We start from the raw sequence: 26,681 nt of genomic DNA, 5'->3' as shown, positions 1-26,681 counted from the left end.
AACATAGAAAAGCCCGGTCGAACCGGGCTTTTTTGTTTCCGATGATGGACCGACAACCTTCCAGTGGAAGGTTGCGGCGGGATCAGTGATCCATGGCCTTGACGATTTCCTCGGTCATCTTCTTGGCGTCGCCGAGCAGCATCATGGTGCCGTCCTTGTAGAACAGCGTGTTGTCGATGCCGGCGTAGCCCGAGCCGAGCGAGCGCTTGACAAACAGGCAGGTGCGGGCCTTGTCGACGTCGAGGATCGGCATACCGTAGATCGGCGACGACTTGTCGTCGCGGGCGGACGGATTGGTGACGTCATTGGCGCCGATGACATAGGCGACATCGGCCTGCGCGAACTCGGAGTTGATGTCTTCCAGTTCGAACACTTCGTCATAGGGAACATTGGCTTCGGCGAGCAGCACGTTCATGTGGCCGGGCATGCGGCCGGCCACGGGGTGGATGGCGTATTTGACATCCACGCCATTGGCCTTGAGCTTGTCGGCCATTTCGCGCAGCGCGTGCTGGGCCTGGGCGACCGCCATGCCGTAGCCCGGCACGATGATGACCTTCTGTGCGTTCATCATCAGATAGGCAGCGTCGTCGGCCGAGCCCTGCTTGACCGTGCGTTCGATGCCGTCATCGGCAACCGCCACGGTCTCGCCGCCGAAGCCGCCGAGGATGACCGAGATGAACGACCGGTTCATGCCCTTGCACATGATGTAGGACAGGATGGCGCCGGACGAGCCGACCAGCGCGCCGGTGATGATCAACGCCAGATTGCCAAGCGTGAAGCCGAGTGCCGCGGCGGCCCAGCCGGAATAAGAATTCAGCATCGAGACGACGACCGGCATGTCGGCGCCGCCGATCGGGATGATCAAGAGGACGCCGAGCGCCAGCGACGCCGCGACGATCAGCCAGAACACCAGCTTGGCCTCGGTGGTGACCAGAAGCACGATCAGCACGATCAGCGCGATGCCGAGGACCGCGTTGATGATGTGACGGCCGCCGATCATGATCGGCTTGCCCGACATGCGGCCATCGAGCTTGAGGAAGGCGATGACGGAGCCGGTGAAAGTGATGGCGCCGATGGCAACGCCAAGGCTCATCTCGATCAGCGCCTGGGCGTGGATGTCGCCATTCGTGCCGATGCCGAAACTTTCCGGCGCGTAGATGGCGGCTGCCGCCACCATGACGGCGGCAAGGCCGACCAGCGAGTGGAAGGCGGCGACCAGCTGCGGCATCGAAGTCATGGCGATGCGGCGCGCTGTAACGGCGCCGACGCCGCCGCCGATGGCCAGACCAAGCACGATCAGGCCGAAGCGCCCGGCGGACGGAGTCGCCAGCGCCAGCGTGGTGGCAATGGCAATGCCCATGCCGATCATGCCGTAGAGATTGCCTTGGCGGCTGGTGGTCGGATGCGACAGGCCGCGCAGCGCCATGATGAACAGGACGCCGGAGACCAGGTAGAGGAAGGACGCGAAGTTGGCGTTCATGGCTCTCTACCGGTCCTTCTTCTTGTACATGGCCAGCATGCGCTGGGTGACCAGGAAGCCGCCAAAGATGTTGACCGAGACCAGCATCAGCGCGACGAAGCCGAAGCCGGTGGCAATGCCGGAGGCCGAGATGCCGACGGCCAGCAGCGCGCCGACGACGATGACCGAGGAGATGGCGTTGGTGACCGCCATCAGCGGCGTGTGCAGCGCCGGCGTCACCGACCAGACGACGTAGTATCCGACGAATATCGCAAGTACGAAGATGGCGAAGCGGAAGACGAAGGGATCGATGGCGCCGCCGGACAGTGCGTGCGCGGCATCGCCCGCCGCATCGGCGCCACCGGGCGCGTTGGCCAGGTTCTGCACAGCCAGCCGGACGGCGGCACTTGCCTGGTCGAGTTGATCGAGGGCTTTCTGCAAGGTCTGATCCATCACGCGATCCCCTTCGGCTTGGCGGCGGACTTGCCGGCAGTGGCTTTGTCGGACGCCTTTTTCTGTGCAGCCTTCTTCGGCGTGGCATCAGCCACAATGGTCTTGGCCGGAATGGCCGCCGGTTCGAAATGGGGCTGTTCCGCCGCCTTGGCGAAGGCCGGATGCACCACGCGGCCAGCGTCGGTCAGCATCGTCGCCTTGACCAGATCGTCTTCGCGGTTGATGGCGAGCGTCTTGCTGGTCTTGTCGACCAGCGTCTCGAGGAAGGCGAACAGGTTCCTGGCGTAGAGCAGCGAGGCCGATGCGGCGACGCGGCCGGGCACGTTGAGGTGGCCGACGATTTTCACGCCATTGGCCGTGGTCACCACCTGGCCTGCAACTGCGCCTTCGACATTGCCGCCGCGCTCGACGGCGAGGTCGACGATCACCGAGCCCGGCTTCATCGAGGCGACCATCGCCGCCGACACCAGCTTCGGCGCCGGACGGCCGGGGATCAGCGCCGTGGTGATGACGATGTCCTGCTTGGCGATGTGCTCAGCGGTGAGCGCTGCCTGCTTGGCCTGGTACTCCTTCGACATTTCCTTGGCGTAGCCGCCGGCGGTCTCGGCCGCCTTGAACTCCTCGTCCTCGACGGCGAGGAACTTTGCGCCGAGCGACGCCACCTGTTCCTTGGCGGCGGGACGAACGTCGGTGGCGGTGACGACGGCGCCGAGACGGCGCGCCGTGGCGATCGCCTGCAGGCCGGCAACGCCGACGCCCATGATGAAGATCTTCGCCGCCGGCACGGTGCCGGCCGCCGTCATCATCATCGGCAGCGCGCGGTCATACTCCGATGCGCCGTCGATCACGGCCTGGTAGCCGGCGAGATTGGCCTGCGACGACAGCACGTCCATCGACTGGGCGCGGGTGATGCGCGGCATGAATTCCATCGAGAAGGCGGTGATCCCAGCCTCGGCAAGCGCCGCGACCGCGGCGTCATTGCCGTAGGGATCCATGATGGCAATGACCGCCGCACCCGATTTGTAGCCCTTCAACTCGGCATCGGTCGGCCGGCGCACCTTCAGCACTACATTCGCCCGGCTCGCATCCGAAGCCTTGCCGATCGCGGCGCCCGCCTTGGCGAACTCCTCATCGGGGATGCGCGACCTGGTGCCGGCGCCCGTCTCGACGGTGACGTCGAAGCCCAGCGCCGCCAGCCGCTTCACGGTATCGGGCGAGGCCGCGACACGAGGCTCGCTGGCATCGAGCTCGCGAGGGATGAAAACCGTCTGTCCCACCGCATGATCCTTTCGGCTGGAACCTGTTTGCGCAAGAGTGCGGCCTTGCGAAAGAGTGCGGCCGGATGTCCGGCTACGCCCTTGGCAAGGGTCTGAAGAGACTATCGGAGAATGAAGGCGCCGAGGGCGAGGATCAGCACGAACAGGATGGTCGCGGAGAAGAAGCCGCCTGCGAAGAAGCCGAAAGCCATGGCCAGGAGCAGGGCGCCGCAGAACAGCGAGCCGTATTTGGCCAGCGCCAGAAAGCCATGATAGGTGCGGTCATGTTCGGCATAGTCCATCTTCGCGCCCAGTTCGACAGGACCGGTCGGCGTGTGATCAGCCATAGGAATACCCCTTCGAAGACATCTTTGAGGCACATAGCGAAAAGCCGGGCCAAGAGCAATGGCGCTATTGCCGCACGACCAGTGACAACAGCCTCAAAGGAATGTTGAAAGCCGGCGATAGGGCTTGTCGCCGGCCTAACGTCGAACGTTGAGGGTTTTGCGTTTCAACCGGCCAGATGCGGAAACAGCCCGAGCAGCCCAATGACGATCAGATAGAGCGCGACGATGTAGTTGAGCAGCCGCGGCATCACCAGGATCAGCACGCCGGCAATCAGCGAGATCAGCGGGGTCAGTGCTAGCTCGGGAATATGCATGTCGGTTCCTTTCTATGGCCGCGTCGGCGTCATCCAGAACGCGGAAGCGGCGGGAAAGCTCCAGAGTTCGCGTGCCGAATTACGCAGGCTTCAGTGGTGTCAGGCGGCTTCGCGGAAAAACTTGGCGGTGGGCAGGATGGTTAGCGGTGCGAGTTCGCCGCTCTTGGGGCGTTGGAAGAGCATGCGCTGCTCGAACGCCGTGGAGTTGAAGAACGGGAAGCGATCCAGCGTCGCCTGCATGTTTTCGGAGCACTTCGACTGGAACAGATGCACGGGAACGGTGAGACCGGGATAGATGCGCGGGGGCACCGCCTGCTCGGAACGGAAGATGCGATGATAGAAGCCGGCATGCTCTTCCTTGACCGCCGTCAGGCAATATGTCGGTTTAAAGTGGCTGCAAGCTACGACCGCAAGCCTGAGCGTCACGTAGGGCAGCACGCGCAGGCTGGTCGACCACTCGATATCGGCAGCGAAACGGCTTGGATCGACGAACGTCTCGCCAACTGCCAGCCGCCGCGCCAGCGTGTCGCCGAACACGGCCGTGCTGGGGGAAACAGGGTATTTCGCGCAGGCGTAGTGGATTCTGATGGTGCTGACCAGAACACCATCGAAGAACACGCCAAATCGGTAGGAATTGCGCAGATCGTCGAAGTCGTCCTTTACCATACGCGAGGCATCGGGCTTCACCATGCCAGCATGAAGGTAGGATTTGTAGCGAAGTCGATAGATGGCTTCCAAATCCTCGGCACCGTCGCAAAGGCGATACTCGACGTGCTCCAGGACGTCCATGATATGACGAGAAAACACCGAAGGAGACTGAGCGGTGGCCCTAGAAGCCACCAGAGGCATACCTGCTAGCTGAGTTTCCATTGTTACCCTCGTGCCGTCGCAACTAAAACCATACCGGACGACCGAATGAACAAGAAGATGAAACTCTAATCGTCTGTGTTTACCGAATATTAACGTTAACAATAGGTTAACGTTTTGGCAATTCACAGCTTTTTTGACGGCTTCCAAGCGCGATTTAAAGGTTGGGCTTCATGTGGTCGCGAGTTTGGCGACGGGCCGCAATTCCGCGGCGAAGGGCCAGGTCACACTGGACATCGTTTCGATGCCGGACGCGCTGAGAGCTGCGCCGAAGAGGAAGCCCTGGACGAGGTCGGGTTTCACCGAATGCACCAGGATCTTCAGCTGTTCGAACGTTTCCACACCTTCGATGGTGACGGTCAGCCCGAGCACGCGGGTCAGGTCCACGATGCCCTTCAACAAGTCGAGCGAACGCTTGTTCTGGGTCACGTCCATCAGGAACGAACGGTCGATCTTGATCTTGTCGAGCGGCAGCTTGTGGAGGTAGCTCAGGCTTGAATAGCCGGTGCCGAAATCGTCGAGCGCGATGCGCACGCCAAGCTGCTTCAGTTCCTCGATATACTGGCGCGTCAGCGATTTGTCGTCGAGCAGCGCGGTTTCGGTGACTTCGATCTCGAGGCGGCCGGCGGCGAGCCCCGAAGTGGCAAGCGCGTCGCGAACCTTCTGGACGACGTCGCGGCTGCGGAAATCCTTGGCCGAAAGGTTGACCGAGACGCTGGTCTGTGCGGGCCATTTGGCGCATTCGGCGCAGGCAGCCGCGAGCACGAAGGTGCTGATCTCGGAAATGATGCCCATTTCTTCGGCCAGCGGAATGAAGACGCTGGGCGAAACCGGCCCGAGGTCGGGATGATCCCAGCGGCACAGCGCCTCGCAGCTGGCGATGCGCATGGTGTTCATCGCCACGATGGGCTGATAGACCACCCGCAGCGCCTTGCCTTCGACCGCCGTGCGCAGGTCGGCCTTCATCATCTGGCGGTTGCGGAACGCCGCATCCATCGCCGCCTCGAACAGTCGCCAGTTGTTCTTGCCGAGTTCCTTGGCCTTGTAGAGCGCCAGATCCGCCTTGACGATCATGGCGTCGACATCGGTGTCCTCGACCCTGGACAGCACGGTGCCCGCGCTTGCCTGGATGCGCAGGCTGTGACCAGCGACATCGACTTCGCCCTGCAGATCGGCAAAGATCTGGTCGAGCAGGCCGGTCAGATGGCTTTCATCCTCGACGCGGTCGAAGAAGATCATGAACTCGTCGCCGCCGAAACGGCTGACATTGACGCCTTGCCCGGCGACGGCCGCCAGTCGCTCGGCAACGGCATAGATCAGCCCATCGCCGACCGGATGGCCAAGTGTGTCGTTGACGCTCTTGAAATCGTCTAGATCGAGCACCGCCAGCGCGCACAGCCGGTCGCGGCTGCCCGACGCCATGGCCTCGCCGACGAGCTCATGGAAATAGGCGCGGTTCGGCAGGCCTGTGAGGCTGTCATAGCGCGCCATGAAGCGGATCTTTTCTTCGGACTCGACGCGGGCGGTGACGTCCTCGAAGGTGATGACGCCGAGGTCCTGATTGCCCTCGCGGGCCGAGAACTCGTAGTGCTGGCCATTGGAGAAGGAGACCAGCACCTTGCGGTCACGGCCTTCGCGCAACGCGCGCGTCAGCTGCGCTTCGACATAGCGGCAGTCTTTCGGCGCCAGCATGCCGCCCGCAACGCCGCGCAGGAGCAGCGAATGGATCGACCGCCCGAGCAGCTGGTCGGGCGAGCGCAGCGACATCAGATGCGCTGCTTCGGCATTGCCGACCACGACCTTGCCGTCGGGTCCGAGCATGACCAGGCCATGCGACATGGTGTTGAGTGCGCGGTTGAAGCGCTGCGCGATTTGCCTCGCCTGCTTATGCCCGACCACGGCCGAGAACAGCACGTTGCGCACATGGTCGGCACTGCCCTTGATGATGAACATGAACGGGATGATGAGCAGCCCAAGCACGACACTGGGGATGTCAAACCTGAGGATAAGGGCTGCTGCGATCGGCCCGACGAAGGTTACCGCGAAGATCGTGACCATGCGGGGCGAGCCGTAGTTTCGGCCTACGACCGTGACCAGAGAGCCAAGCGTTATGGCGAGCGCTGCGATCTCGGCATACGCATCCGAGTAGACATAGATCGAAATGAAGCAGAACAGGCCCAGCATCAGCCCCTGGATGCTGCCGTTCAGGATATATTCGCGCTCCCATCGTGTCGCATCCAAGGCATCGTGGATGGAACCACCTAGGCGATGGAACCGCCGCAAGCTGAAATACCGCCAAACGCCGATGCCAAGCAGTGCTCCGGCAAGAACCAGGAAGACAGGCTGGCCGTTGCGCCAATAGACCATAAGGCTGGCGGTTGCGTGGCAAAGCGCGCCAATGACCAGCATATGCGCGTTGTCGAACAACGAGCGCACAAACTGGATATAAACATCCACAGGGATGTTATCGGTCTTTGTTCTGCCCATTACTGGCGCCCAACTGAACCACAGCCTTGGCATAGTCCCATTAAAAAACCTTTAGCTCGCGCTGAAGGGCCTGTTTTTCCGGCCCTTTTGGCTACTCAGCGGCTTGTAATGCGCTTGGCTGCACCGGCAACTTGAATCGTTCAAGAAGGCGATTTCGTTCATCCGCCGCCTTTTCGGCGCTGGCCTGCCTGACATGGCCGTAGCCGCGAATGAGCGCCGGCACCGAGGCAAGGGCGATGGCGGCCTCGATCCTGCCTGGCGCAAGTGCCTTGGCGACAAGCTCCAGATCGGCCTCATAGCGGGCCAGAAGCTGCCGCTCGATGCGCCGCTCAGTGCTGTAGCCGAACACGTCGAAGGCCGTGCCGCGCAGGCCTTTCAGCGCCGCCAGCAGGCGAAATCCCTTCATCATCCACGGGCCGAAGCTCGATTTCCTCGGCTTGCCGTCATTGCCGCGCCTGCCCATGATCGGTGGCGCCAGATGAAATTCGAGTTTGTCGTAGCTCTGGAATTGTTTTGAGAGCTCCATAGCGAAGGAGCCGTCGGTGTAAAGCCGCGCCACCTCATATTCGTCCTTGATCGCCATCAGCTTGAACAGGTTTCTGGCGGCGGCCTCGGTCACCGCGGTCGAGCCAGGCACGGCCTTGGCCTCGGCAGCACGCAAAACCGCCAGCTTCTCGGCGTAGCGCCTGCCATAGGCGGCATTCTGATAGGCAGAGAGGAAAGCGACGCGGCGGGCGATGATATCGTCCAGCGTCTTGGCGATCTCAGTGGCCTTGCCCGGCTGGGCGACCAGGCCGCGCACAAACTCCGGCTGATGCGCGGCGCGCCGGCCCCAGCGGAAGGCGGCGATGTTCATCGCCACCGCCTCGCCGTTCAATTCGATTGCTTTTTCAACGGCTTGCGCCGACAGCGGCAGCCCGCCATGCTGGAAGGCGAAGCCGAGCATGAACATGTTGGCGCCGAGCGAATTGCCGAACAATTGGGTGGCGGTGCCCGTCGCGTCGAAGAAATGCGTCTTGTCGTCGCCAGCGGCAGCGCGGATCGCCTTCTTCAGGCGCTCGATGGGCAGCGAGAAATCGGCCGAGCGGGCGAACTCGCCAGGCATGATCTCGGCGGTGTTGGCAAGGAAGATGGTATGGCCTTCGCGCACCGCGCCAAGCACCTTCTTGGCGCCGGACACGACAAGGTCGCAGCCGAGTACCAGGTCGGCCTTGCCGGCCGAAACGCGGATCGCGTGGATGTCGTCCGGCGTGCGGGCGATGCGGACATGAGTGAACACCGAACCGCCCTTCTGGGCGAGGCCGGCCATGTCGATCATGCCGCAGCCCTTGTCCTCGAGATGGGCGGCCATACCGAGCACAGCACCTATGGTGACGACACCGGTGCCGCCGACGCCGTCGATGATCGCCGCCCAACCCTCGCTACCGAGCGGGAATTCGGCTGGCACCGGCACGCCGTCAAGCGGGTCGGAGCGCCCGGCAATGCCTTCGGCCTTCCTGATCTTGGCGCCGTGCACGGTGACGAAGGACGGGCAGAAGCCGTTGACGCAGGAGAAGTCCTTGTTGCAGCTCGACTGGTCTATTCTGCGCTTGCGGCCGAACTCGGTTTCGACCGGCTGGATCGAGACGCAGTTCGATTGCACCCCGCAATCGCCGCAGCCCTCGCAGACCAGTTCGTTGATGAAGACCCGCTTGTCGGGATCCGGGAAGGTGCCGCGCTTGCGGCGGCGGCGCTTTTCGGCGGCGCAGGTCTGGTCGTAGAGCAGCACCGAGACGCCCTTGACGTCGCGCAGCTCGCGCTGAACGAGGTCGAGGTCGTCGCGGTGGTGGATGGTGGCGCCGAAGGGGAATTCGGCCTTCCCCGCATATTTGTCCGGCTCGTCGGTGACGATGGCGATGCGCTCGACGCCTTCGGCGCGCACCTGCGTGGCGATCATGTCGACAGTCAGGCCGCCTTCATGCGGCTGGCCGCCGGTCATGGCGACGGCGTCGTTGTAGAGGATCTTGTAGGTGATGTTGGCATCGGTCGACAGCGCGAAGCGGATCGCCAGCGTGCCGGAGTGATTGTAGGTCCCGTCGCCGAGATTCTGGAAAATGTGGCCGCGCTTGGAGAATGGCGCCTGGCCGACCCATTGTGCGCCCTCGCCGCCCATGGCGGTGAAGCCGACCGTGTTGCGGTCCATCCACAGCGCCATGAAATGGCAGCCGATACCGGCGGCGGCGATCGAGCCGTCCGGCACCTTGGTCGAGGAATTGTGCGGGCAGCCGGAGCAGAAGAACGGCGTGCGCGAACCGATATCGCTGGTGTCGGCAAGCATCGCCTGGAACTGGCGCAGCTTTGCCACCTTTGCAGTGATCTCTTCCGAAGGGCCGATTGTGCGCAGGATGCGCTCGCCCAGCGCAATGGCGATCTCGTTGGGGTCGAGCGCGCCCTTGGCCGGGAACAGCCAGTCGCCGCGCTCGTCCTTCTTGCCGACGATCGCCGGCTGGGTGGCGGTGCCGTAGAGGTTTTCGCGCAGCTGCACCTCGATCAGCGAGCGCTTCTCCTCGACGACGACGATGGTGTCGAGGCCGCGGGCGAATTCTGAGATATGCTGCAGGTCGAGCGGCCACGGGCAGCCGACCTTGAACAGGCGGATGCCGATGCGGTTGGCGGCGGCCTCGTCGACGCCGATGTCTTCCAGCGCCTGGCGGACATCGAGATAGCTCTTGCCGAGCGTGATGATACCGAGCTTCGGCGCCCGGCCGCCCGAATAGACGATGCGGTTCAGGCCGTTGGCATGGATGAAGGCGGACGCAGCGGCGCGCTTGTATTCATGCAGGCGCTCCTCCTGGCCGAGCATGTCGATCTCATCGCGGATGTTGAGGCCGCCGGGCGGCATATCGAACTCCGGCACGACGATGTTCAGGCGCTCGAGCGCGGCATCGACCGAGGCCGTCGATTCGATGTTGTCCTTGACGCATTTGATAGCCGCCCAGGTGCCGGCGAAGCGCGACATGGCAAAGCCGTAGAGGCCGTAGTCGATGATCTCCTGAACGCCGGCCGGGTTGAGGATCGGCACCATGGTGTCGACGAACAGGAATTCGGTGGCGTGCGCATTGGTCGATGATTCGGCCATATGGTCGTCGCCCATCAGCGCAAGCACGCCGCCATACTTCGACGATCCCGCGAGGTTGGCGTGGCGGAAAACGTCGCCGGAGCGGTCGACGCCCGGTCCCTTGCCGTACCAGACCGAAAACACCCCGTCATGCTTGCCTTCGCCCATTAATTCCGTCTGCTGAGAGCCCCAGCAGGCGGTGGCGGCAAGCTCCTCGTTGAGGCCGGGCTGGAAGACGATGTCGGCCTGCGCCAGCTGCTTTTTCGCCCGCCACAGCTGCATGTCGAGGCCGCCGAGCGGCGAGCCGCGATAACCGGACACGAAGCCGGCCGTGTTGAGGCCGGCCCGGCGGTCGCGCTCGCGTTGCATCAAAAGCATGCGGATGACCGCCTGTGCGCCGGACAGGAAGATGCGCTCCTTGCCAAGATCGAACTTGTCGTCGAGCGCGACGTCGTGCAGCGTCATCAGGCATTTCCTCTGCGGAGACAGCACCGGGGGCGCGCAGCCAACGTAGGAGTGAGATGGCGCAGTCTTTCTCCGCTTGCAAGGCAGGTCAAACGAAATCGAAAGTGCCAGGCAAAGCGCAACGAACGATCCGCTGCCGTCGCGTATCCGGCACGAAATCGGTCCGCGGCGGTTGTCCGGCGACCGAAAATTTCCACGCAGTCGCGCCCGGCAAAGACGCGTCAGCCTTTCGAGCAATCCGGCTTCGGCTCACCCGGCAGCTTGCCGTCGGGATGGCCGGCAAGATCGGGATTGGCCGTATAGAGCTGGTCGACCACCAGCGGCCGGTCGGGAAGGATCGACTGGTCCTCGCTCGACATCAGCGTCGTGTCGATCTTCTGCAGGAACGTGCCGTCAGGACCCCTGATGCTGATGGAGATCGCATAGGGTTTGTCCTTGACGATGCAGGTGAGCGCCGGGCTCTCCAGGCTGACCTTGTCGAGCTTCGGCCAGACCTTCTGCTCGACTACCAGGGGAGGGCCGCCGGCCGGATTCTGGAAACTGGCGACCGCAACCTGGCCTTCGCCCATCGGCTGCAGGGGCCGCAGCGTCACGACATAGGTCGCCCGGGCGAGACGGTAGTTGAAGACGACGACCTTGCCGGAAACCTCGAACAGCTTGCTGTCGCCGCCGGTGTCGCGGCAGGCGCCAAGCGCAACGGCTGCAATGAGCGCTGCACCGACAAGGATCGAACGAAAAACAACCCTAGGCATTGTTGACCTCATGGGGCGCCGTGCGGCGGCGGCGATAGTGACGGCTTGCTTTCTGGCGGTTGCCGCACACAGCCATATCGCACCAAAGGCGGCTGGAATTGCGGCTCCTGTCGACGAACAGCCAGCTGCAATTGGGACAGATCCTGAGCCTGGCGACCGTGTCGTCGCGCAGCAGCGACAAGGCCGAAACCGCCAGCGCCGCCTCGAACGCGATCGGCGTCGCCGGATCGCCGAACGGTCTGCCCGGGGCGCCGATTTCGGCCGGGCTCCGATCGAGGCCGTCGGCGCAGGCCTTGAGAAAAGCGGCGAGGTCGCCGGCGGCAAGCGCGCCTTGCGACACAGCACTGCGAAACAGGCGATCGGTCGTCTCGCGGATCGCCAGCACCACCGGGGCGATCCTGTCCGGCGAGGTCGCCTCCAGCGGTCTGCCGCCAAGCTCGGCACCGCGAAAGCCGCTTGCGGCGTTGGCGAAGCGCGCGATCTCGGCCGGATCGTCAAAACGGTCGAAGGTCTTTTCCGGATCGTTGCGCAACACCACGGTGTTGGCCGTATCGAGCGCAAGAATGCCGCCGGTGAAGCGATGCGGGGTCCAGGATACCGTCATGCCGGAAATCTAACCGATAAATCGCGTTTGACAAGTTAGATTTACGATGCAAACTTGGCGCGGGCTCCGGCGCCCGGAAAGCTGTCTATGCTCTATTTCTTCCAGCAGGTGCTGAACGGGCTGCATTCCGGCGCGCTCTATGCGCTGCTTGCCTTCGGCTACGTGCTGACCAACGGCATCCTGCACCGGACCAATCTCGCCTATGGCGCGCTGTTCGCCTTTTGCGGCCAGACGATGATCCTGACCGTGGCCTTCGGCTATCAGGTATTGTGGCTGACCTTGCTGGCGGCAGTGGTGCTCGGCGTCGTCACGGCTTTCCTTTATGCCGCGCTGATCGGCCACGTGCTGTCGCGCAGCGTCTTCGAACCGCTGGCCGACCGCACGCCCAATGCCATTGTGGTGACGACGCTCGGCATCCTGCTGGTGCTGTCGGAAGCAAGCCGTATCGCCGCCGACACGCATGATTGGTGGCTGCCGCCGATGCTGGCGCAGCCCATCGTTTTTGCTCAGGATGCCAGCTTCAAGGCGACGCTGACGCTGATCCAGCTCATCGATTGCGCGGTGGTTCTGGCGGCAATCATGCTCGCTGCATGGGCGTTTGCCCGCTCGGGCTTCGGCCGCCGCTGGCGCGCCGTCTCCGACGATCCCAAAGCGGCTGCCATGTGCGGCGTGGACGTGCGCGCAGTGTTCCGGCATGCGGTGCTGTTTGGCGGTTTCTGCGCCGCGCTGGCCGGAATCATGGCCGCCCTTTACTACGGCAATGTCAGCTTCGGCTCAGGCCTCGTCTACGGGCTGAAAATCCTGTTCGTGACGGCGGTGGGCGGCTATCTCTCGCCGCCTCGGGCCGCGCTCGGTGCGGCCGCCTTCGGCATGGCCGAATCGCTATGGGCGGGCTATTTCCCGATCGAATGGCGCGATGGCTGGATGTATCTGTTCCTGGTCGCGGCACTTGTGCTGATCGGTCCTGGCCGCGACCAGCAGAAGATCGCCTGATCGCCGCATCCGCTGTCAGACTTTGGTTGCATGACGCAGCAGCCGGTCGGCACTTTATCCCCTGCCTCCCGTCACGACGGCGTTGATCGCGCCATGCCATGTTGACCCGCCGAACCACCCACGGCATACCGTTGGGCCACAGCGGCGCGACGGAAAATAGGGGAGCCGGCGCGCCTTCGACCTCAGGGAGGAAATGCATGGCAGGGCTGCTCGCTCTATCCAGAACGATTGACCGTATGAACGAGTTCATCGGCCGGTGGATATCGTGGCTGATCCTGCTGGCAATCCTGGTCAGCGCCGCCAATGCCATCATCCGCAAGGTCTTCGACGTCTCGTCGAATGCCTGGCTGGAACTGCAGTGGTACCTGTTCGGCGCCGCCTTCATGCTGGCCGCCGCCTATACGCTGAAACAGAACGACCATATCCGCATCGATATCGTCTACGGCATGTGGTCGCGCCGCGTGCAGCACTGGATCGACCTGCTCGGTCATCTCTTCTTCCTGATGCCGTTCGTGACGCTGATGGTGATCTATTTTGTCCCCTACGTGTCGCTGTCGTTCCGCAGCGGCGAAATGTCGAACAATTCCGGCGGCCTGATCATCTGGCCGGCCAAGGCGATCCTGCTCGTCGGCTTCTTTCTGCTGGCGCTGCAAGGCATCTCCGAGATCATCAAGAAGATCGCCATCATGCGCGGCGACATGGACGATCCCAATCCGTTCATCTCGGTGCACGAACAGGCCGAGCTCGAGGCGAAAGCCCTTGCCGAAGAAGCCAAGGCGCTCGCCCAGGAGGCGCGCCCATGATCGAGTTCATCGCCCAGAACATGGCGCCGATCATGTTCGCTTCGCTGATCATCTTCCTGCTGATCGGCTATCCCGTCGCTTTTTCACTCGCCGCAAACGGCCTGATGTTCTTCTTCATCGGCGTCGTGCTGTCGCCCTATTCGGGCGGCTCGATCAACCTGGCGTGGCCGCTGCTGCATGCGCTGCCCGACAATTTCTACGGCAGCCGGGTGATGTCGAACGACACGCTCTTGGCAATCCCGTTCTTCACCTTCATGGGCATCGTGCTGGAACGATCGGGCATGGCCGAGGACCTGCTCGACACGATCGGCCAGCTGTTCGGCCCGGTTCGCGGCGGCCTTGCCTATGCGGTGATCTTCGTCGGTGCGCTGCTGGCAGCAACCACCGGCGTCGTGGCGGCTTCGGTCATCGCCATGGGCCTGATCTCGCTGCCGATCATGCTGCGCTACGGCTATGACCGCCGGCTGGCGTCGGGCGTGATTGCTGCATCCGGCACGCTGGCGCAGATCATCCCGCCATCGCTGGTGCTGATCGTTCTGGCCGACCAGCTCGGCCGCTCGGTCGGCGACATGTATGCCGGCGCGCTGATCCCCGGCCTGGTGCTGACCGGCCTTTACACGCTCTACATCCTGATCATGTCGATCGTCCGGCCGAACTCGATGCCGGCGTTGCCGCTGGCGGCCCGCACGCTTGGCCACGGCGTGCTGTCGCTGCTCGCGGCACTGCTGGTGGCAGTCGCGGCTTCCTATGCGGCCTATCGCTACCTTGCCCCGGCGCATGGCGACAATGCCGACATCCTTGGCGCCAGCATCGGCGTGATCCTCATCTACATCGTGGCGATCGCCGACAAGGGCCTCAACATCAACATGATGTCCAGGTTGGCGCAGCAGGTGATCATCGTTTTGATCCCGCCTCTGGCACTGATCTTCCTGGTGCTGGGCACCATCTTCCTCGGCATCGCGACCCCCACGGAGGGCGGCGCCATGGGCGCGGTTGGCGCCCTGGCGATGGCAGCCATGAAGGGGCGGTTGTCGCTGGATGTCATCAAGCAGGCGCTCGCGTCAACGACCAGGCTTTCCTCCTTCGTGCTGTTCATCCTGATCGGCGCGCGGGTGTTCTCGCTGACCTTCTACGGCGTCAACGGCCACGTCTGGGTCGAGCATTTGTTGACGTCGCTGCCGGGCGGCGAAGTCGGCTTCCTGATCGGCGTCAACATCCTGGTCTTCGTGCTCGCCTTCTTCCTCGACTTCTTCGAGCTCGCCTTCATCATCGTACCGCTCTTGGCACCGGCTGCCGATAAGCTCGGCATCGACCTGATCTGGTTCGGCGTGCTGCTCGGCGTCAACATGCAGACAAGCTTCATGCACCCGCCTTTCGGCTTTGCGCTGTTCTACCTGCGCTCTGTCGCCGCGCGCGTGCCCTATCTCGATCGCCTCACCGGCAAGCAGATCGCGCCGGTGACCACCGGCCAGATCTATTGGGGCGCCGTGCCCTTCGTCTGCATCCAGGTGATCATGATCGGGCTGACCATCGCCTTCCCGCAAATGGTCATGCGCTACAAGGGTGCGGCCGTCGATCCGGGAACGATCGAGATCAACTTGCCTGATATGCCAGGCCTTGCGCCTCTCGGCACACCACCACCAGCCAACGGTGGCCCATCACCCGCGGCGCCACCGTCGAACGATCTCTCGCAGCCGCCGAATTTCGGCGAGACACCGCCCGCCAAGCCGGCGCCGCCGGCGACCGACCTGTCGCAGCCGCCGAACTTCAACTGATGTGTGAACACTGAGAACCTGAGTGAGGATGTTATGAGAGCCGTGCGCCTGGAAGCCGTGGGCAGCATTGCGCTACGGGAGGTCGACAAGCCTGTTGCGGGACCGCAGGACGTTCTGGTGCGCGTCGAAGCCTGCGGCGTTTGCGGCACCGACCGTCACCTCCTCCACGGCGAATTCCCTTCGAGCCCGCCGGTGACGCTTGGTCACGAATTCTGCGGCATCGTCGAGGCTGTCGGTGATGCGGTTTCCGGCATCGCCATCGGTGACCGTGTTACCGGCGATCCCAACATCTTCTGCGGACGCTGCAGCCATTGTCGGGCTGGCCGGGTCAATTTGTGCAGCAATCTCAGGGCCATCGGCATCCATCGCGACGGCGGCTTCGCCGACTACGTCGTGATGCCGCAGAGCCAGGCCTTTCTTCTGCCTGCGAACCTCAAGCCAACGCATGGCGCCTTCTGCGAGCCGCTGGCCTGCTGCCTGCACGCTGTCGACCTCGCCGGAATCAGACCCGGCGCTGCCGTGGTGGTGCTTGGTGGCGGCGTCATCGGCCTGCTTACCGTGCAATTGGCGAGGCTCGCAGGAGCGGCGACCATCATCCTGTCGACGCGGCAGGCCTCCCGCCGTGCGCTCGCCGAAGAGCTCGGTGCAACGGCGACGGTCGACCCAAACGCGGTCGACCCGATCGAGGCGATCGCCGGCCCAACCGGCCTTGTGCCCGGCGGGGCCGACGTGGTGCTCGAATGCGCCGGTGTCCCCGATACCGTCGAACAATCGATGCGGCTGGCGAAGTCCGGCGGCACGGTGGTGATCGTCGGCGTGATGCCGCAAGGCGTGAAAGTGCCCTTCGAACCGTTCGACATCCTGTTTCGCGAACTGAAGGTTCTCGGCTCGTTCATCAACCCCTTCACCCACGGGCGAGCGGCGGACCTTGTCGCGTCCGGGGCAATCGAGATCGACAAGCTCATCTCCAGACAGGTCGGCCTGGACGGAGCCCCCTCGGTTATCTCCAACCCGGCCGCCCCCGGCGAGGTCAAGGTGTTGGTGGTGCCGGGCAGGGAATGAAGGGCAGCCTCAATCCTGCGACGTTGGCGATTGGCGAAACGACGATGACCGCATCCTCTCCCCGTCACTATACGGGGAGAGGATGCCGGCAGGCAGGTGAGGTGCAGCGTCAACGCTTGGAAAGATAAGCTATAATTTCGGGGCGGCTACCAAGCCCAAGGCGGTCAATCGCCGAAGTTTGCGCCGCCCCTCATCCACCTGCCGGGACCTTCTCCCCGTATAGTGACGGGGAGAAGGGACAGATCCCAACCTACAGTTTGCCGTTGCGCTGCTGGACCATCATGAAGGTGTCGTAATTGTACTCGGCCACCTGCGCCCACAGATAGTGCTCCTTGCGGAAGCCCTTGATCGAGTCCCAGATCTTCTTGAACGGTGCGTTGGTGGCTTCCATTTCGGTGTAGACCTCATTGGCCTTCTCGAAACAGGCGGCCATGATGTCCTGGCTGAACGGGCGCAATTTCGCGCCGCCGGCCACCAGCCGCTTGACTGCTGCAGGATTGAGGTAGTCGTATTTCTGCAGCATGTTGGCGTCCGCCGCGTGCGCGGCCGTGTGCACCAGCGACTTGTAGGCCGGCGAAAGCTCTTCGTACTTCGCCTTGTTGAACAGGAGATGGACGGTCGGGCCGCCTTCCCACCAGCCGGGATAGTAGTAATAGGGCGCGACCTTGTAGAAGCCGAGCTTCTCGTCGTCATAGGGGCCGACCCATTCGGCGGCGTCGATCGTGCCTTTTTCCAGCGCCGGATAGATGTCGCCACCGGCGATCTGCTGCGGTACGACGCCGAGCTTCGAGACCACTTTGCCGGCAAAGCCGCCGATGCGCATCTTGAGGCCGGAGAGATCGGCGACGGTGTTGATCTCCTTGCGGAACCAGCCGCCCATCTGCACGCCGGTGTTGCCGCCGGGCAGGCCGAACAGGCCTTGCGTGGCGAGAAACTCGTTGAACAGGTCGATGCCGCCGCCATGATAGTGCCAGGCATTCATGCCGCGCGCGTTGAGCGAGAACGGCACCGCCGCACCGAGCGCCCATGTCGGGTCCTTGCCCCAATAATAGTATGACACCGTGTGGCAGGCCTCGACGGTGCCGGCCGTGGTGGCGTCGGCGGCCTGCAGGCCGGGTACGAGTTCGCCGGAGGCGAAGACCTGGACCTGGAAATTGCCGTCCGTCGCCTCAGACAGCATCTTGGAGAAGACTTCGGCGCCGCCATAGATCGTATCGAGTGATTTGGGGAAAGATGACGCCAGCCGCCACGTCACTTTCGGATTGGACTGGGCGATTGCCGGTGCGGCTAGCGTCGCGGCAGCCGCCGCTGCGCCCACGCCGGTGACCCCGGCCTTGCGGATGAATGAACGACGATCCATGCAGAACCTCCCTTTTGGACCAACAAACCGACATCAGGGACGTCTCCTCACGCCCGGTATCGATTTGCCGAAACAATACACGGGCAAGGGGTCGAGTCCAGCATGGCAGCGGGATTTGACGGCGGCGCTGGCGACAAATCCGCGGGCCGGCCGGCCAGCCTGCAACTATAGTCTAACGTTCGCCGCGTGGCCCATGCGAGATGGCGAAACTTGCCATGGAAAAGCGCCTTCGGATCGCCTATTTTGCAGGCACAATAGATAATTCGCTTCGCTCCAAATGGAATCCGGACCCAAATGCACCAGCCGCTCGTCGCCATATCCACCGACGTCCGTCAGTTTGACAACTACACTTGGCATGCCGTCCCGCAGCAATATATCGAGGCAGCACTTTCCGGCGCCGGCGTGTTCCCGCTTTTGGTGCCGTCCTTCGGCGACCGGCTCGATTTCGACGAGCTGTTGTCCTCGGTCGATGGTGTCATGGTCACCGGCTCAAAGTCCAACGTGCATCCCTCGCTCTATGGCGGCGACGCCAGCGAGGCCAACGGCCCCTACGACCCGGCGCGCGATTCCACCACGCTGCCGTTGATCTGCAAGGCGATCGAGCGCGGCGTGCCGCTGCTTGCCATCTGCCGCGGCATCCAGGAGTTGAACGTGGCGCTAGGCGGCACGCTTGGCACCGAGATCCAGGAGCGCGAAGGTTCGCTGGACCATCGCGCGCCGGTGAGCGACAATCAGGACGAACGTTTCGCCATTCACCAGACCATTTCGATCAAGCCGGGCAGTTGCCTGGCCGGTGTATTCGGCGCCGGCGACATCAAGGTCAACTCGCTGCACCGCCAAGGCATCGACCGGCTCGGCTCGAAGCTGCAGGTCGAGGCGGTTGCCGGCGACGGCACGGTGGAGGCGGTTTCGGTGAAGGACGCCCGCGCCTTCGCCGTCGGCGTGCAATGGCACCCCGAATACTGGGTCAAGTCGGACGGCAACTCGGCCAAGATCTTCCGCGCCTTCGGCGATGCGGTGCGGCTGCATGCGGCGGCGAAGGCCGGTGCACGGGCGGCGGCGGAATAAATCCCGACGATCAATTGCCGGCGGATTGATCCCGTTCGCCGGTTGTCGCCAGCGAAAGCAGCGGCGTGGCCGGAGCGTAGGATTCGTAGCCGTCGCCATCCGCAACCGAGAAGGTGACGATCGGGTCAGTGCCGTCGGCGCTGAACGCGATTGTGCCGTCCTCGCCCTCTCGCCAGAATCTTGCCCGCTCGATCCCCGGCAGCAACCCGCGGCAACTCGGCGCCACGGTCAACAGCGACAGGCCATCGTCAATCGCGGCGCCGCGGCTAACCGCGCAGTCGCCTTCGTCGCCATTGGCGACCAGCCTGAAGGTGGTTGCCGGCCTTGCTTCATTGGCCGAACTTTCACTGCTGCCGCCGTGAAACAGCTGAAAGCCGGCGAAAAGTGCCGCTGCCGCAATCAATGCCGGAAGTTTCGTCATCTTGCACTCCGCGCCCCCCGGCGCAGATGCAGAATGATTCCAAAGCGTTAAGCCGACGTTAACGAGTGTGGCAGAGAGCCGCTCAGCTTCGTGGCTTGACTTGCGCCGTCTCAGGCACCGGGGTCAGTGGCCGGCGCTCGCTGAACCAGGATACCAGATTGTCGACGCACAGATCCGCCATGGCGCGGCGCGTATGGTGCGAGGCCGAGCCGACATGGGGCAAAAGCGAGGTTGGCGCCTCCAGCAAAGCCTTGGGCACATTCGGTTCATCGGCGAAAACATCGAGCCCGGCCGCGGCGATGGTGCCGTTGGCAAGCGCTGCGGCGAGGTCTGCCTCGTCGACCGTGCTGCCACGGCCGATGTTGACGAAAACGCCGTTGGCGCCAAGCGCCGCCAGGATTTCGGCATTGACCGCCTTCTCCGTGGAAGCGCCGCCCGGCACTACGGAAATCAGCGTATCGACCGCTTCGGCAAGGCCCTTCAGCGTCGGGTGGTATTCATAAGCCAGACCTTCGACCTTGCGCCTGTTGTGGTAGGCCACCGGCAGCCCGAACGCTTCCAGCCGGCGCGCAATGGCAAGGCCGATGCGGCCCATGCCGAAAATGCCGACATGCCGACCGCGCAAGGTCAGCCGGCTCAGGGGATAGTTGCCCTTCTTCACCCAACTGCCGTCGCGCAGCCATTTCTCGGCCTTGTAAAGTTCACGCACGGTGTTGAGCAAAAGGCCGATCGTGGTGTCGGCGACCTCCTCGGTCAAAACATCGGGGGTGTTGGTGACCATGATGTTTTTCTTGGCCGCATGGCCGGCATCGACCGAATCATAGCCGACGCCGAAGGAGGCGATGAGTTCGAGGTTGGGCAATGCATCCATCAATGCCGCATTGACGCCGGCAAAGGACGCAATGGCGCGCACGTCATGGCGCATCTCCTCGGTGACCAGGGCGGGATCGGCGCGCTCTATCTTGACCCGCTTGAAGGTGCGGTCGATGCGCTCGACCGCATGGTCGTTGAAATGTCCTGGCACCAGAACGGCGACGGTCTGCAACGCATCAGTCTTGGTCATGCACGCTCCACCGGCTTGCCGGTCGACTGGCGCACATGCAGTTCCGGCTTGATCAGTTCCTGTGACGGCCGTACCGCCTGTCCGTTCAGCTTGTCGAGCAGCGCGCTGGCGGCACGGCGGCCGACCTCGCGCTGGCCATTCCAGACCGTGGTGAGCGCCGGTGTCGCGATTGCCGCCTCCTCGAGATCGTCATAGCCGGTGACCGAGATGTCGGCGCCCGGCACCAGGCCGGCGCGGGCAATGCCGTTCATCAGGCCTATGGCGACCAGATCATTCCAGCAGCAAGCGGCGGTTGGCTTGTCTTTAAGCGCCAAAAACTGTCCAGCCGCCTCGAATCCGCCCTGCTTGGTGCGCGGCCCGGCGATGCGCCAGGATGGCCTGACCTCAAGCCCGGCGGCCTCCATGGCGTTGAGATAGCCCTGGTAGCGGTCGCGCCCGGTCGAGGTCTGGTCGGTGCCGCCGATCATGGCGATGCGCTTGTGCCCGAGCGAGATCAGATGATTGGTGGCAAGTGCCGTGCCATAGGCATCGTCACCACGAAACACCGGCACGTCGGCGCCTTCCACGCTGCGTGCAATCAGCACCGCAGGCAGGCCGTTTTCCTCGGCCATGACGATGTCGGAGGCCGGCGTGCCGATGGCCGGGGACATGATGACGCCGTCGGCGCCGAGCTGCAGCAGCGTGTCGATGAAGGTGCGTTGCTTTTCCAACTGGTCATAATGGTTGGACAGGATGAAGGTCTGCCGGCTGCGATCGAGTTCGCTTTCGATCGAGCGCAGGATCTCGGCGAAGAACGGGTTCATGATGTCGTGCACAACGACGCCGACAATCCCCGAGCGCGAGGTGCGCAGTGAGGCGGCGCGGCGGTTGTAGATATACCCGATGGCCCGCGCATGTTCCTTGATGCGGTCACGCGTGGCGCCGGCGACCAGCGGGCTATCGCGCAAGGCGAGGGAGACGGTGGCCGTGGACACGCCAAGCGCATCCGCGATCGTCGAAAGCTTGATCTTTTGTGCCAGCCCTTCGCTCCCCGAGTTTTTTAAATTTTTTAAATGCGGCGTTATGCCATCGGATTCGGAGCAAATCAAAGTTTTTTCGCCAGAGCCTCCGCCTCTACATCGACGGTCGTGCGATTGCGCAGCCGCAAACGGTGCTCGCGATGGATGATGTAAAGGCCGCTGGCGACGATGATGGCAGCACCCACCAGCGTCCAGCGGTCGGGGAACTGGTGGAAGATGATCCAGCCGGACAGGATCATCCAGACCATCTGCGAATAGGGATACGGCGCCAGCGCCGTGGTGGTTGCCAGGCGATAGGCCTGCACCAGAAGCCGGTGGCCGCCGGCGCCAAACACGCCCAGCATCACCAGGATGACCCAATGCCAGCCATCCTGCGGCAGCTGATGCGAGAACGGCAGCATCGGCAAAAGGAGCACGGCCGGCGCCAGCGCCGAAAACAGGATCAGGCTTTCCGAGCTTTCGCTGGCCGACATGCGGCGCGTCATGATGACGTAAAAACAGTTCGACAGCATGGAGCCGAGCGCGAAGAGGTGGCCGAGACCGAACACGCCGACGCCAGGCCTTGTGATGACCAGCACGCCGACAAAACCCGTCAGGATCGCCAGCCAGCGCCGCCAGCCCGCCCATTCGCCGAGCAGCGGACCGGCAAGTGCGGTGATCACCATCGGGCCGAAGAAGTAGATCGAGGTGGTCTCGGCCAGTTGCAGGGTCTTGAGCGCCATGACGTTGCACATGGTCGAACCGAAAAGCAGACCGCCGCGCAGGATGTGGGCCGGCAAATTGTTGGCGCGGAAGCGCGACGGCTCGCGCCAGCCGCGCAGGAAGACGCCGACAAGCAGGACATGGACGGTGAAGCGGGCCCAGGCGACGATCAGCGCCGAGACGCCGGCCAGGACCAGATATTTGCTCGAGGTGTCGAGAAAGGTGAAAAAGACATAGGTCGAAAGCATGAACAGCATCGCCGCGGGCGGCGTTGCGCTTTCGTCTGATTTTGCGGGAACGTTCAATGTCAGGCCGGGCAGGGAGGATCAACGCTTAACCTTTGCGGCAATCGCCTGCGCCCGGCAAGCCAAAAGCGACTGGCACAACAGGAGCCGCGCGCAGGCTCAGCGCGGGCCGATCCTATGCCGGCTAAAGCGCCTCGCCGGATGCCACTTGCGCCTGGAGATGAAGCCACAACGCCTGGGCGACGGGTCCATGCGGTCGGTCGCGCCGGCGCACCGCCGCCAGGGTCTCCGTCCGGCCGGGCAGATGTGCACCAGCGATCGAGATCAGCCTCCTATCCCGCAGTTCGTCCTCGATCAGCCATGCCGGCAGATGGCCCCAGGCCAATCCGTGAAGGATCAGTTCCTTCTTCATCAGATGATCCGGCACCGAGCACTGATGCGCACCGTCGACGAGGAAATAGCTCTCCGGCGACGGCCGCCGCGCCGTGTCGCGGATCACGCACTGGGTGAAGGGCCGCATCTGCTCCGGCGCAATCTCGCGGCCAGGCGCGAACGGAAGGAACCCAGGCGCCACCACCGGCACGAGGGGCACCGCGCAGAGATCGATCCGCTCGAGATGCGGATCGGAAGGATCCGCGCGATGGAAGATGAGGTCAGCCTCGCCTTCCATCAACCGTTCGAGCGGACCGCCGACCGCCTCGTACTCCAGGTGCAGGCGTGTCCCGGTGCGTTCGGCAAAGAAGCCGCTGAGCATAGGCAGGATTTGCGGTCGCGGGCACAGATCACCCACGACCACACGCAGGACCGTCTCCTCGCCACTCGCCAACTGGCCCGCATAGGTTCGCAGATGGTCGAGCTCGCGCAATGTCAGCTGCGCTCGCGCGTGAAACTCGCGGCCCGCCTCCGTCAGCCCCACCCGATATCCGCTGCGGTCGAGAAGTGTGAGCCCGAGCAACTGCTCGAGGCGTGCGACAGCGGCGAAGACGGATGGATGCGATCGGTTCAAGGCAAGGGCGGCCGCCTGGAAGCTGCCCTCGCTTGCCACGGCGTCAAAGCACCGTAGGTCGTGGAGTTTCAGACCATTCATTATCGCCAAAACCTACTGAGATTGTCCAATCATAGTAATTTTCCTGGATAATTACGAGGCCTAGGGTGGCTCATTCAAAGGGCGGCGGGAGCATCGAACTCCTTTTGCCAGGGTGAGATGAGGACCAGATGACTGACACGCTTTATTTTACGACCGGCGACGGCTGCCGGATCGCCTATCAGCTGGCGGGGGCCGGCCCTGTGCTTGTGCTCTCGAATTCCATTGCGACGAACCTGCATATGTGGGACCGGCAGCTAGCGGAACTTGCCGGATCTTTCCGGGTGCTGCGCTATGATCTGCGCGGCCATGGCAGTTCCGATGCTCCGGCCGGAGCCTATTCGCTTGATCGGCTGGGCCGCGACGTCCTTGAGCTGCTGGATGCGCTTCAAATCGCCCGCGTGCATTTCTGCGGGCTGTCGCTGGGCGGCTTCGTAGGGCAGTGGCTGGGTATCCATGCCCCGGACCGCATCGAGCGTCTCATCCTTTCCAACACCTCGCCGCATCTCGGGCCGGCGTCTTACTTTGATGAGCAGATCAGTACTGTCCTTGCAGCGAGCAACATGTCGGCCACCGCGGACATGTTCATGCACAACTGGTTTCCCGCCTCGATGCTTGCCGGCCCAAACGAAACCGTCGACGCGTTCCGCGCGATGGTCCTGGCGACGCCGCCCCAAGGTCTCGCGGGATGCTTCGCCGCCGTACGCGATTGCGATCTGCGCCGGACTGTCTCCCTCATTACCGCCCCACCCTGGTGATCGGTGGAGAAGACGACAAGGTAACGCTGGCAAGCCACAGCGACGCGATCGCAGCCAGCATCCCCGGCGCCACGCTTACACTGCTTCCGGGCGTCCATATGCTGAACGTCGAGCGGCCGACTGAATTCATGAGCGCCGTTACACGCTTCCTGCTGAATTAGGCGTGCATGCGGGCGCCCTTGGTGATCTTGTCGACGAGTTTCTTGTCGGCACGCAGCGCGATGCCGACGATCTTGGCGTCCTCAGGCCCGAACTCGGCGAAGACCGCGCGGTTGGCCGCATCGAAGCCGGTGGCAAACATCTCCTCGACATAGGCTGACCCCGTCACGCCCCGCTCCAGCGCCTTCCGGTGGATGGAGTTGAGCGTCGGCCCATCGGCCGAAAGCACGATGACCGGCTGGATCGACAGAGGATTGTAAAGGTTGCCGGCGCGGTCGCGGTAGGGTTCGCCTATAATGGCGGGGAATTGCGCGACGATGCCGCTGGTCAGGAAGGCGGCGACGTTGAGCTTTTGCCAGACGGCGAGATCGTCCCGCAGCACGATTGCAAATTTAGTATCGAACACCAAGATGAGGACTCCGGAGCACGCCCATGAAGGGCAGGGATAGGTGATGACGCACGATCTAGAAGGTGAGGCGACGCAGGGTCTTGAACGTTCGTGCGCGGATGAAGACCGGATCGTGTCGGCGCCTGTTACCGCTGGCATCGAGCGCATCGAGGCGCATTTCCATGGCAACGCCTTCGACCTGCACCGTCATGATACGCTTGCCGTCGGCGTGACGCTTTCCGGTGTGCAGCGCTTCCACTACAGGGGCACTGTCAACCACAGCCTGCCCGGCCAGGTTATCGTGCTGCATCCCGACGAAGTGCACGATGGCGGCGCCGGGACCGAGGATGGTCTGCGCTACCGGATCCTCTATCTGGAACCGTCTCTGCTGCTCGACTGCCTCGACGGCGCACCGCTGCCTTTCGTCAGGGATGCTGTGGTCAGCGATCCTGCCTTGCGCGGCACGCTGCTTTCGGCCTTGGCGCCGCTCGATGAGGAACTGGACGAGCTGTTCGTCGCCGATTTCGTTGCGGAGCTGGCGCAGCATCTGGGGCGTCATGCGGGACAGAAAGCAAAGCCGATGGGGAAGTCGGCCTCGCGTGCGGCAGCGCTGGCGCGCGGCTATCTCGAGGAGAATGCCGAGCGGTCCGTTCGTTCCGATGAGCTGGAAGCCGTCACCGGGCTCGACCGCTATGCGCTGTCACGCCATTTTCGCGCGACCTATTCCACCAGCCCGCATCGGTTCCTGCTGATGCGCCGGCTGCAAAAGGCAAGACGGATGATCGAGGTGGGCGAGCCGCTGGCCGAGATTGCCGTTGGCGCCGGCTTCAGCGACCAGAGCCATTTCAACAGGCATTTCAAGAAAGCATTCGGCCTGACGCCCGGCCGCTGGTCGACCCTGGTGCGCGGGCCTTCGGTAGCCGCCTAGGTCAGGAAGATCAATCGTCGATGTCGCCATCGTCGTCGACAAGCACCAGCTCCTCGTTCGACAAATTGGCCTCGATGCGGGCGAGCAGCTTGAACAGCGTCTTCTGTTCTTTCTTGTCGAGGCCCTTCAACGCCTGCTTCTCGGTCTTCTTCACCGACTTCTCGATGGCGTGGATGATCTCGCGGCCGGTGTCGGTGAGAAAGATATGCGCCTGGCGTGCATCCGCGGAAGAGGCGCGCTTTTCCAAAAAGCCCTGGGCCTGCAGCCGGTTGATGGTCTTGGTGATGGTCGGCGGGCGCACGCCGAGGCGGCCGGCGAGATTGCCGGGCGTCTGGCCGTCCTCGCGGTCGAGCGTCAGCATGATCTGGTCCTGGCCGGCATAGAAGCCGTGCGCCAGAAGCCGCGCCGCCAGCGCGGTCCTTGCCAGCCTTGCCGCCGAATGCAGCCGGCTCATCGTTGCAGTCTTGTCCGCCTTGGCCATGGTGATCCCTCTTCGGCCGTACCGGTGCGTGCAGCATAGACGCAGCCGGCCGGTTGGCAATCGACGATCAAAAAGATTCCGGCTTTCGAAACAGCTTTGCCGGCAAGCATTTGTGGTGCTCGAAATGGTGATGCCAGATGTTTATTTCAGTTAGATGACAAACGAGTTTCCGCCAAGGCGATTGCAACGGTTTGACGCGGCGCGGCTCAGCACAGGTCAACGAAGAGGCGTTTCCGGCGACACGTTGATGGTCGGCATCCCTCGCACTCGG

The 26,681-nt window shown here is 63.3% G+C and carries 26 protein-coding genes; 8 read left to right on the top strand and 18 right to left on the bottom strand.

Annotation, left to right across the window (positions count from 1 at the left end):
• Positions 1-82: 82 nt before the first annotated feature.
• From NKI31_RS20580 to NKI31_RS20535, 10 genes are all read right to left on the bottom strand, one after another.
• Positions 83-1,480 (bottom strand): NAD(P)(+) transhydrogenase (Re/Si-specific) subunit beta, encoded by a 1,398-nt coding sequence (locus tag NKI31_RS20580; protein WP_352520584.1) that lies wholly within the window; start codon positions 1,478-1,480, stop codon positions 83-85.
• Positions 1,481-1,486: 6 nt separating this feature from the next.
• Entirely contained in the window at positions 1,487-1,912 is a 426-nt protein-coding gene (locus tag NKI31_RS20575; RefSeq protein ID WP_032885960.1) for a proton-translocating transhydrogenase family protein, read from the bottom strand.
• Entirely contained in the window at positions 1,912-3,189 is a 1,278-nt protein-coding gene (locus NKI31_RS20570) for a Re/Si-specific NAD(P)(+) transhydrogenase subunit alpha (protein ID WP_352652437.1), read from the bottom strand. The genes NKI31_RS20575 and NKI31_RS20570 overlap by 1 nt, the downstream gene beginning before the upstream one ends.
• A gap of 101 nt (positions 3,190-3,290) precedes the next feature.
• The gene (locus NKI31_RS20565) at positions 3,291-3,515 is read right to left on the bottom strand and encodes an aa3-type cytochrome c oxidase subunit IV (RefSeq protein WP_023671340.1); all 225 of its coding nucleotides are present in this window, start codon (positions 3,513-3,515) and stop codon (positions 3,291-3,293) included.
• A 164-nt stretch (positions 3,516-3,679) separates the two neighbouring features.
• Entirely contained in the window at positions 3,680-3,829 is a 150-nt protein-coding gene (locus NKI31_RS20560; protein ID WP_023671341.1) for a DUF3096 domain-containing protein, read from the bottom strand.
• Positions 3,830-3,928: 99 nt separating this feature from the next.
• A complete protein-coding gene (locus NKI31_RS20555; RefSeq protein WP_023683521.1) occupies positions 3,929-4,699 on the bottom strand; it encodes an N-acyl amino acid synthase FeeM domain-containing protein in 771 nt (256 codons plus the stop codon).
• A 168-nt stretch (positions 4,700-4,867) separates the two neighbouring features.
• Positions 4,868-7,183 (bottom strand): putative bifunctional diguanylate cyclase/phosphodiesterase, encoded by a 2,316-nt coding sequence (locus NKI31_RS20550; protein ID WP_023739659.1) that lies wholly within the window; start codon positions 7,181-7,183, stop codon positions 4,868-4,870.
• Positions 7,184-7,274: 91 nt separating this feature from the next.
• Complete coding sequence (locus tag NKI31_RS20545) at positions 7,275-10,745, bottom strand: indolepyruvate ferredoxin oxidoreductase family protein (RefSeq protein WP_352652436.1); 3,471 nt, start codon at positions 10,743-10,745, stop codon at positions 7,275-7,277.
• 221 nt (positions 10,746-10,966) lie between these two features.
• Complete coding sequence (locus tag NKI31_RS20540) at positions 10,967-11,497, bottom strand: hypothetical protein (protein WP_502899162.1); 531 nt, start codon at positions 11,495-11,497, stop codon at positions 10,967-10,969.
• On the bottom strand, positions 11,490-12,101 hold the full coding sequence (locus NKI31_RS20535; RefSeq protein WP_352652434.1) for a CGNR zinc finger domain-containing protein: 612 nt from the start codon (positions 12,099-12,101) through the stop codon (positions 11,490-11,492). The genes NKI31_RS20540 and NKI31_RS20535 overlap by 8 nt, the downstream gene beginning before the upstream one ends.
• An 87-nt stretch (positions 12,102-12,188) precedes the next feature.
• Between NKI31_RS20535 and NKI31_RS20530 the strand changes: the two genes are divergently transcribed.
• The 4 genes from NKI31_RS20530 (at position 12,189) to NKI31_RS20515 (ending at position 16,734) form a co-directional block, all read left to right on the top strand.
• Positions 12,189-13,094: a branched-chain amino acid ABC transporter permease gene (locus NKI31_RS20530; protein ID WP_352652433.1), complete on the top strand. Its 906-nt coding sequence runs from the start codon at positions 12,189-12,191 to the stop codon at positions 13,092-13,094.
• 197 nt (positions 13,095-13,291) lie between these two features.
• Positions 13,292-13,897 (top strand): TRAP transporter small permease subunit, encoded by a 606-nt coding sequence (locus NKI31_RS20525; RefSeq protein WP_352652432.1) that lies wholly within the window; start codon positions 13,292-13,294, stop codon positions 13,895-13,897.
• A complete protein-coding gene (locus NKI31_RS20520) occupies positions 13,894-15,672 on the top strand; it encodes a TRAP transporter large permease (protein WP_352652431.1) in 1,779 nt (592 codons plus the stop codon). The genes NKI31_RS20525 and NKI31_RS20520 overlap by 4 nt, the downstream gene beginning before the upstream one ends.
• A gap of 33 nt (positions 15,673-15,705) precedes the next feature.
• Positions 15,706-16,734, top strand: a complete 1,029-nt coding sequence (locus tag NKI31_RS20515; protein WP_352652430.1) for a zinc-dependent alcohol dehydrogenase family protein — start codon at positions 15,706-15,708, stop codon at positions 16,732-16,734.
• A 250-nt stretch (positions 16,735-16,984) separates the two neighbouring features.
• Here NKI31_RS20515 and NKI31_RS20510 read toward each other — a convergent pair whose 3' ends face one another.
• On the bottom strand, positions 16,985-18,094 hold the full coding sequence (locus NKI31_RS20510; protein ID WP_023725935.1) for a TRAP transporter substrate-binding protein: 1,110 nt from the start codon (positions 18,092-18,094) through the stop codon (positions 16,985-16,987).
• A 294-nt stretch (positions 18,095-18,388) separates the two neighbouring features.
• On the opposite strand from NKI31_RS20510, the gene NKI31_RS20505 reads away from it, so the two are divergent.
• Positions 18,389-19,162: a gamma-glutamyl-gamma-aminobutyrate hydrolase family protein gene (locus NKI31_RS20505; protein WP_023725934.1), complete on the top strand. Its 774-nt coding sequence runs from the start codon at positions 18,389-18,391 to the stop codon at positions 19,160-19,162.
• 10 nt (positions 19,163-19,172) lie between these two features.
• Here the strand turns inward: NKI31_RS20505 and NKI31_RS20500 are convergent, their stop codons facing one another.
• The 5 genes from NKI31_RS20500 to NKI31_RS20480 all read right to left on the bottom strand — a co-directional run bounded on the left by NKI31_RS20500 (position 19,173) and on the right by NKI31_RS20480 (position 23,699).
• Positions 19,173-19,583, bottom strand: coding sequence for a hypothetical protein (locus NKI31_RS20500; protein ID WP_352652429.1), 411 nt, complete (start codon positions 19,581-19,583; stop codon positions 19,173-19,175).
• Positions 19,584-19,665: 82 nt separating this feature from the next.
• Entirely contained in the window at positions 19,666-20,646 is a 981-nt protein-coding gene (locus tag NKI31_RS20495; protein ID WP_352652428.1) for a 2-hydroxyacid dehydrogenase, read from the bottom strand.
• Positions 20,643-21,665, bottom strand: coding sequence for a LacI family DNA-binding transcriptional regulator (locus tag NKI31_RS20490; protein WP_023671355.1), 1,023 nt, complete (start codon positions 21,663-21,665; stop codon positions 20,643-20,645). The genes NKI31_RS20495 and NKI31_RS20490 overlap by 4 nt, the downstream gene beginning before the upstream one ends.
• A 65-nt stretch (positions 21,666-21,730) precedes the next feature.
• Positions 21,731-22,615 (bottom strand): DMT family transporter, encoded by an 885-nt coding sequence (locus NKI31_RS20485; protein ID WP_352652427.1) that lies wholly within the window; start codon positions 22,613-22,615, stop codon positions 21,731-21,733.
• A 181-nt stretch (positions 22,616-22,796) separates the two neighbouring features.
• Entirely contained in the window at positions 22,797-23,699 is a 903-nt protein-coding gene (locus tag NKI31_RS20480) for a LysR family transcriptional regulator (protein WP_352652426.1), read from the bottom strand.
• Positions 23,700-23,827: 128 nt separating this feature from the next.
• Between NKI31_RS20480 and NKI31_RS20475 the strand changes: the two genes are divergently transcribed.
• Both NKI31_RS20475 and NKI31_RS31865 read left to right on the top strand, forming a co-directional pair.
• The gene (locus tag NKI31_RS20475; protein WP_502899161.1) at positions 23,828-24,454 is read left to right on the top strand and encodes an alpha/beta fold hydrolase; all 627 of its coding nucleotides are present in this window, start codon (positions 23,828-23,830) and stop codon (positions 24,452-24,454) included.
• Positions 24,451-24,615, top strand: a complete 165-nt coding sequence (locus NKI31_RS31865) for an alpha/beta fold hydrolase (protein WP_502899160.1) — start codon at positions 24,451-24,453, stop codon at positions 24,613-24,615. Before NKI31_RS20475 ends, NKI31_RS31865 begins: the two co-directional genes overlap by 4 nt.
• Here the strand turns inward: NKI31_RS31865 and NKI31_RS20470 are convergent.
• On the bottom strand, positions 24,612-25,019 hold the full coding sequence (locus tag NKI31_RS20470) for a DUF2000 family protein (protein ID WP_023683511.1): 408 nt from the start codon (positions 25,017-25,019) through the stop codon (positions 24,612-24,614). The genes NKI31_RS31865 and NKI31_RS20470 overlap by 4 nt on opposite strands.
• 46 nt (positions 25,020-25,065) lie before the next feature.
• Here NKI31_RS20470 and NKI31_RS20465 point away from each other — a divergent pair, with 46 nt between their 5' ends.
• Positions 25,066-25,929, top strand: coding sequence for an AraC family transcriptional regulator (locus NKI31_RS20465; RefSeq protein WP_023711333.1), 864 nt, complete (start codon positions 25,066-25,068; stop codon positions 25,927-25,929).
• A 10-nt stretch (positions 25,930-25,939) separates the two neighbouring features.
• Here NKI31_RS20465 and NKI31_RS20460 read toward each other — a convergent pair whose 3' ends face one another.
• Positions 25,940-26,410: a MarR family winged helix-turn-helix transcriptional regulator gene (locus tag NKI31_RS20460; protein ID WP_023671361.1), complete on the bottom strand. Its 471-nt coding sequence runs from the start codon at positions 26,408-26,410 to the stop codon at positions 25,940-25,942.
• Positions 26,411-26,681: the final 271 nt, after the last annotated feature.

Source organism: Mesorhizobium sp. M0659, assembly GCF_040320605.1.
Taxonomy (GTDB): domain Bacteria; phylum Pseudomonadota; class Alphaproteobacteria; order Rhizobiales; family Rhizobiaceae; genus Mesorhizobium.
This window is presented reverse-complemented; position numbering and strand designations above follow the sequence as displayed.

Bases quoted from the DNA above. Each gene is read 5' to 3' on its own strand.
- NKI31_RS20580 (WP_352520584.1), bottom strand. From the start codon at position 1,480: ATGAACGCCAACTTCGCGTCCTTCCTCTACCTGGTCTCCGGCGTCCTG.
- NKI31_RS20575 (WP_032885960.1), bottom strand. From the start codon at position 1,912: ATGGATCAGACCTTGCAGAAAGCCCTCGATCAACTCGACCAGGCAAGT.
- NKI31_RS20565 (WP_023671340.1), bottom strand. From the start codon at position 3,515: ATGGCTGATCACACGCCGACCGGTCCTGTCGAACTGGGCGCGAAGATG.
- NKI31_RS20560 (WP_023671341.1), bottom strand. From the start codon at position 3,829: ATGCATATTCCCGAGCTAGCACTGACCCCGCTGATCTCGCTGATTGCC.
- NKI31_RS20555 (WP_023683521.1), bottom strand. From the start codon at position 4,699: ATGGAAACTCAGCTAGCAGGTATGCCTCTGGTGGCTTCTAGGGCCACC.
- NKI31_RS20550 (WP_023739659.1), bottom strand. From the start codon at position 7,183: ATGGGCAGAACAAAGACCGATAACATCCCTGTGGATGTTTATATCCAG.
- NKI31_RS20545 (WP_352652436.1), bottom strand. From the start codon at position 10,745: ATGACGCTGCACGACGTCGCGCTCGACGACAAGTTCGATCTTGGCAAG.
- NKI31_RS20540 (WP_502899162.1), bottom strand. From the start codon at position 11,497: ATGCCTAGGGTTGTTTTTCGTTCGATCCTTGTCGGTGCAGCGCTCATT.
- NKI31_RS20535 (WP_352652434.1), bottom strand. From the start codon at position 12,101: ATGACGGTATCCTGGACCCCGCATCGCTTCACCGGCGGCATTCTTGCG.
- NKI31_RS20530 (WP_352652433.1), top strand. From the start codon at position 12,189: ATGCTCTATTTCTTCCAGCAGGTGCTGAACGGGCTGCATTCCGGCGCG.
- NKI31_RS20525 (WP_352652432.1), top strand. From the start codon at position 13,292: ATGGCAGGGCTGCTCGCTCTATCCAGAACGATTGACCGTATGAACGAG.
- NKI31_RS20520 (WP_352652431.1), top strand. From the start codon at position 13,894: ATGATCGAGTTCATCGCCCAGAACATGGCGCCGATCATGTTCGCTTCG.
- NKI31_RS20515 (WP_352652430.1), top strand. From the start codon at position 15,706: ATGAGAGCCGTGCGCCTGGAAGCCGTGGGCAGCATTGCGCTACGGGAG.
- NKI31_RS20510 (WP_023725935.1), bottom strand. From the start codon at position 18,094: ATGGATCGTCGTTCATTCATCCGCAAGGCCGGGGTCACCGGCGTGGGC.
- NKI31_RS20505 (WP_023725934.1), top strand. From the start codon at position 18,389: ATGCACCAGCCGCTCGTCGCCATATCCACCGACGTCCGTCAGTTTGAC.
- NKI31_RS20500 (WP_352652429.1), bottom strand. From the start codon at position 19,583: ATGACGAAACTTCCGGCATTGATTGCGGCAGCGGCACTTTTCGCCGGC.
- NKI31_RS20495 (WP_352652428.1), bottom strand. From the start codon at position 20,646: ATGACCAAGACTGATGCGTTGCAGACCGTCGCCGTTCTGGTGCCAGGA.
- NKI31_RS20485 (WP_352652427.1), bottom strand. From the start codon at position 22,615: ATGCTTTCGACCTATGTCTTTTTCACCTTTCTCGACACCTCGAGCAAA.
- NKI31_RS20480 (WP_352652426.1), bottom strand. From the start codon at position 23,699: ATGAATGGTCTGAAACTCCACGACCTACGGTGCTTTGACGCCGTGGCA.
- NKI31_RS20475 (WP_502899161.1), top strand. From the start codon at position 23,828: ATGACTGACACGCTTTATTTTACGACCGGCGACGGCTGCCGGATCGCC.
- NKI31_RS20465 (WP_023711333.1), top strand. From the start codon at position 25,066: ATGACGCACGATCTAGAAGGTGAGGCGACGCAGGGTCTTGAACGTTCG.
- NKI31_RS20460 (WP_023671361.1), bottom strand. From the start codon at position 26,410: ATGGCCAAGGCGGACAAGACTGCAACGATGAGCCGGCTGCATTCGGCG.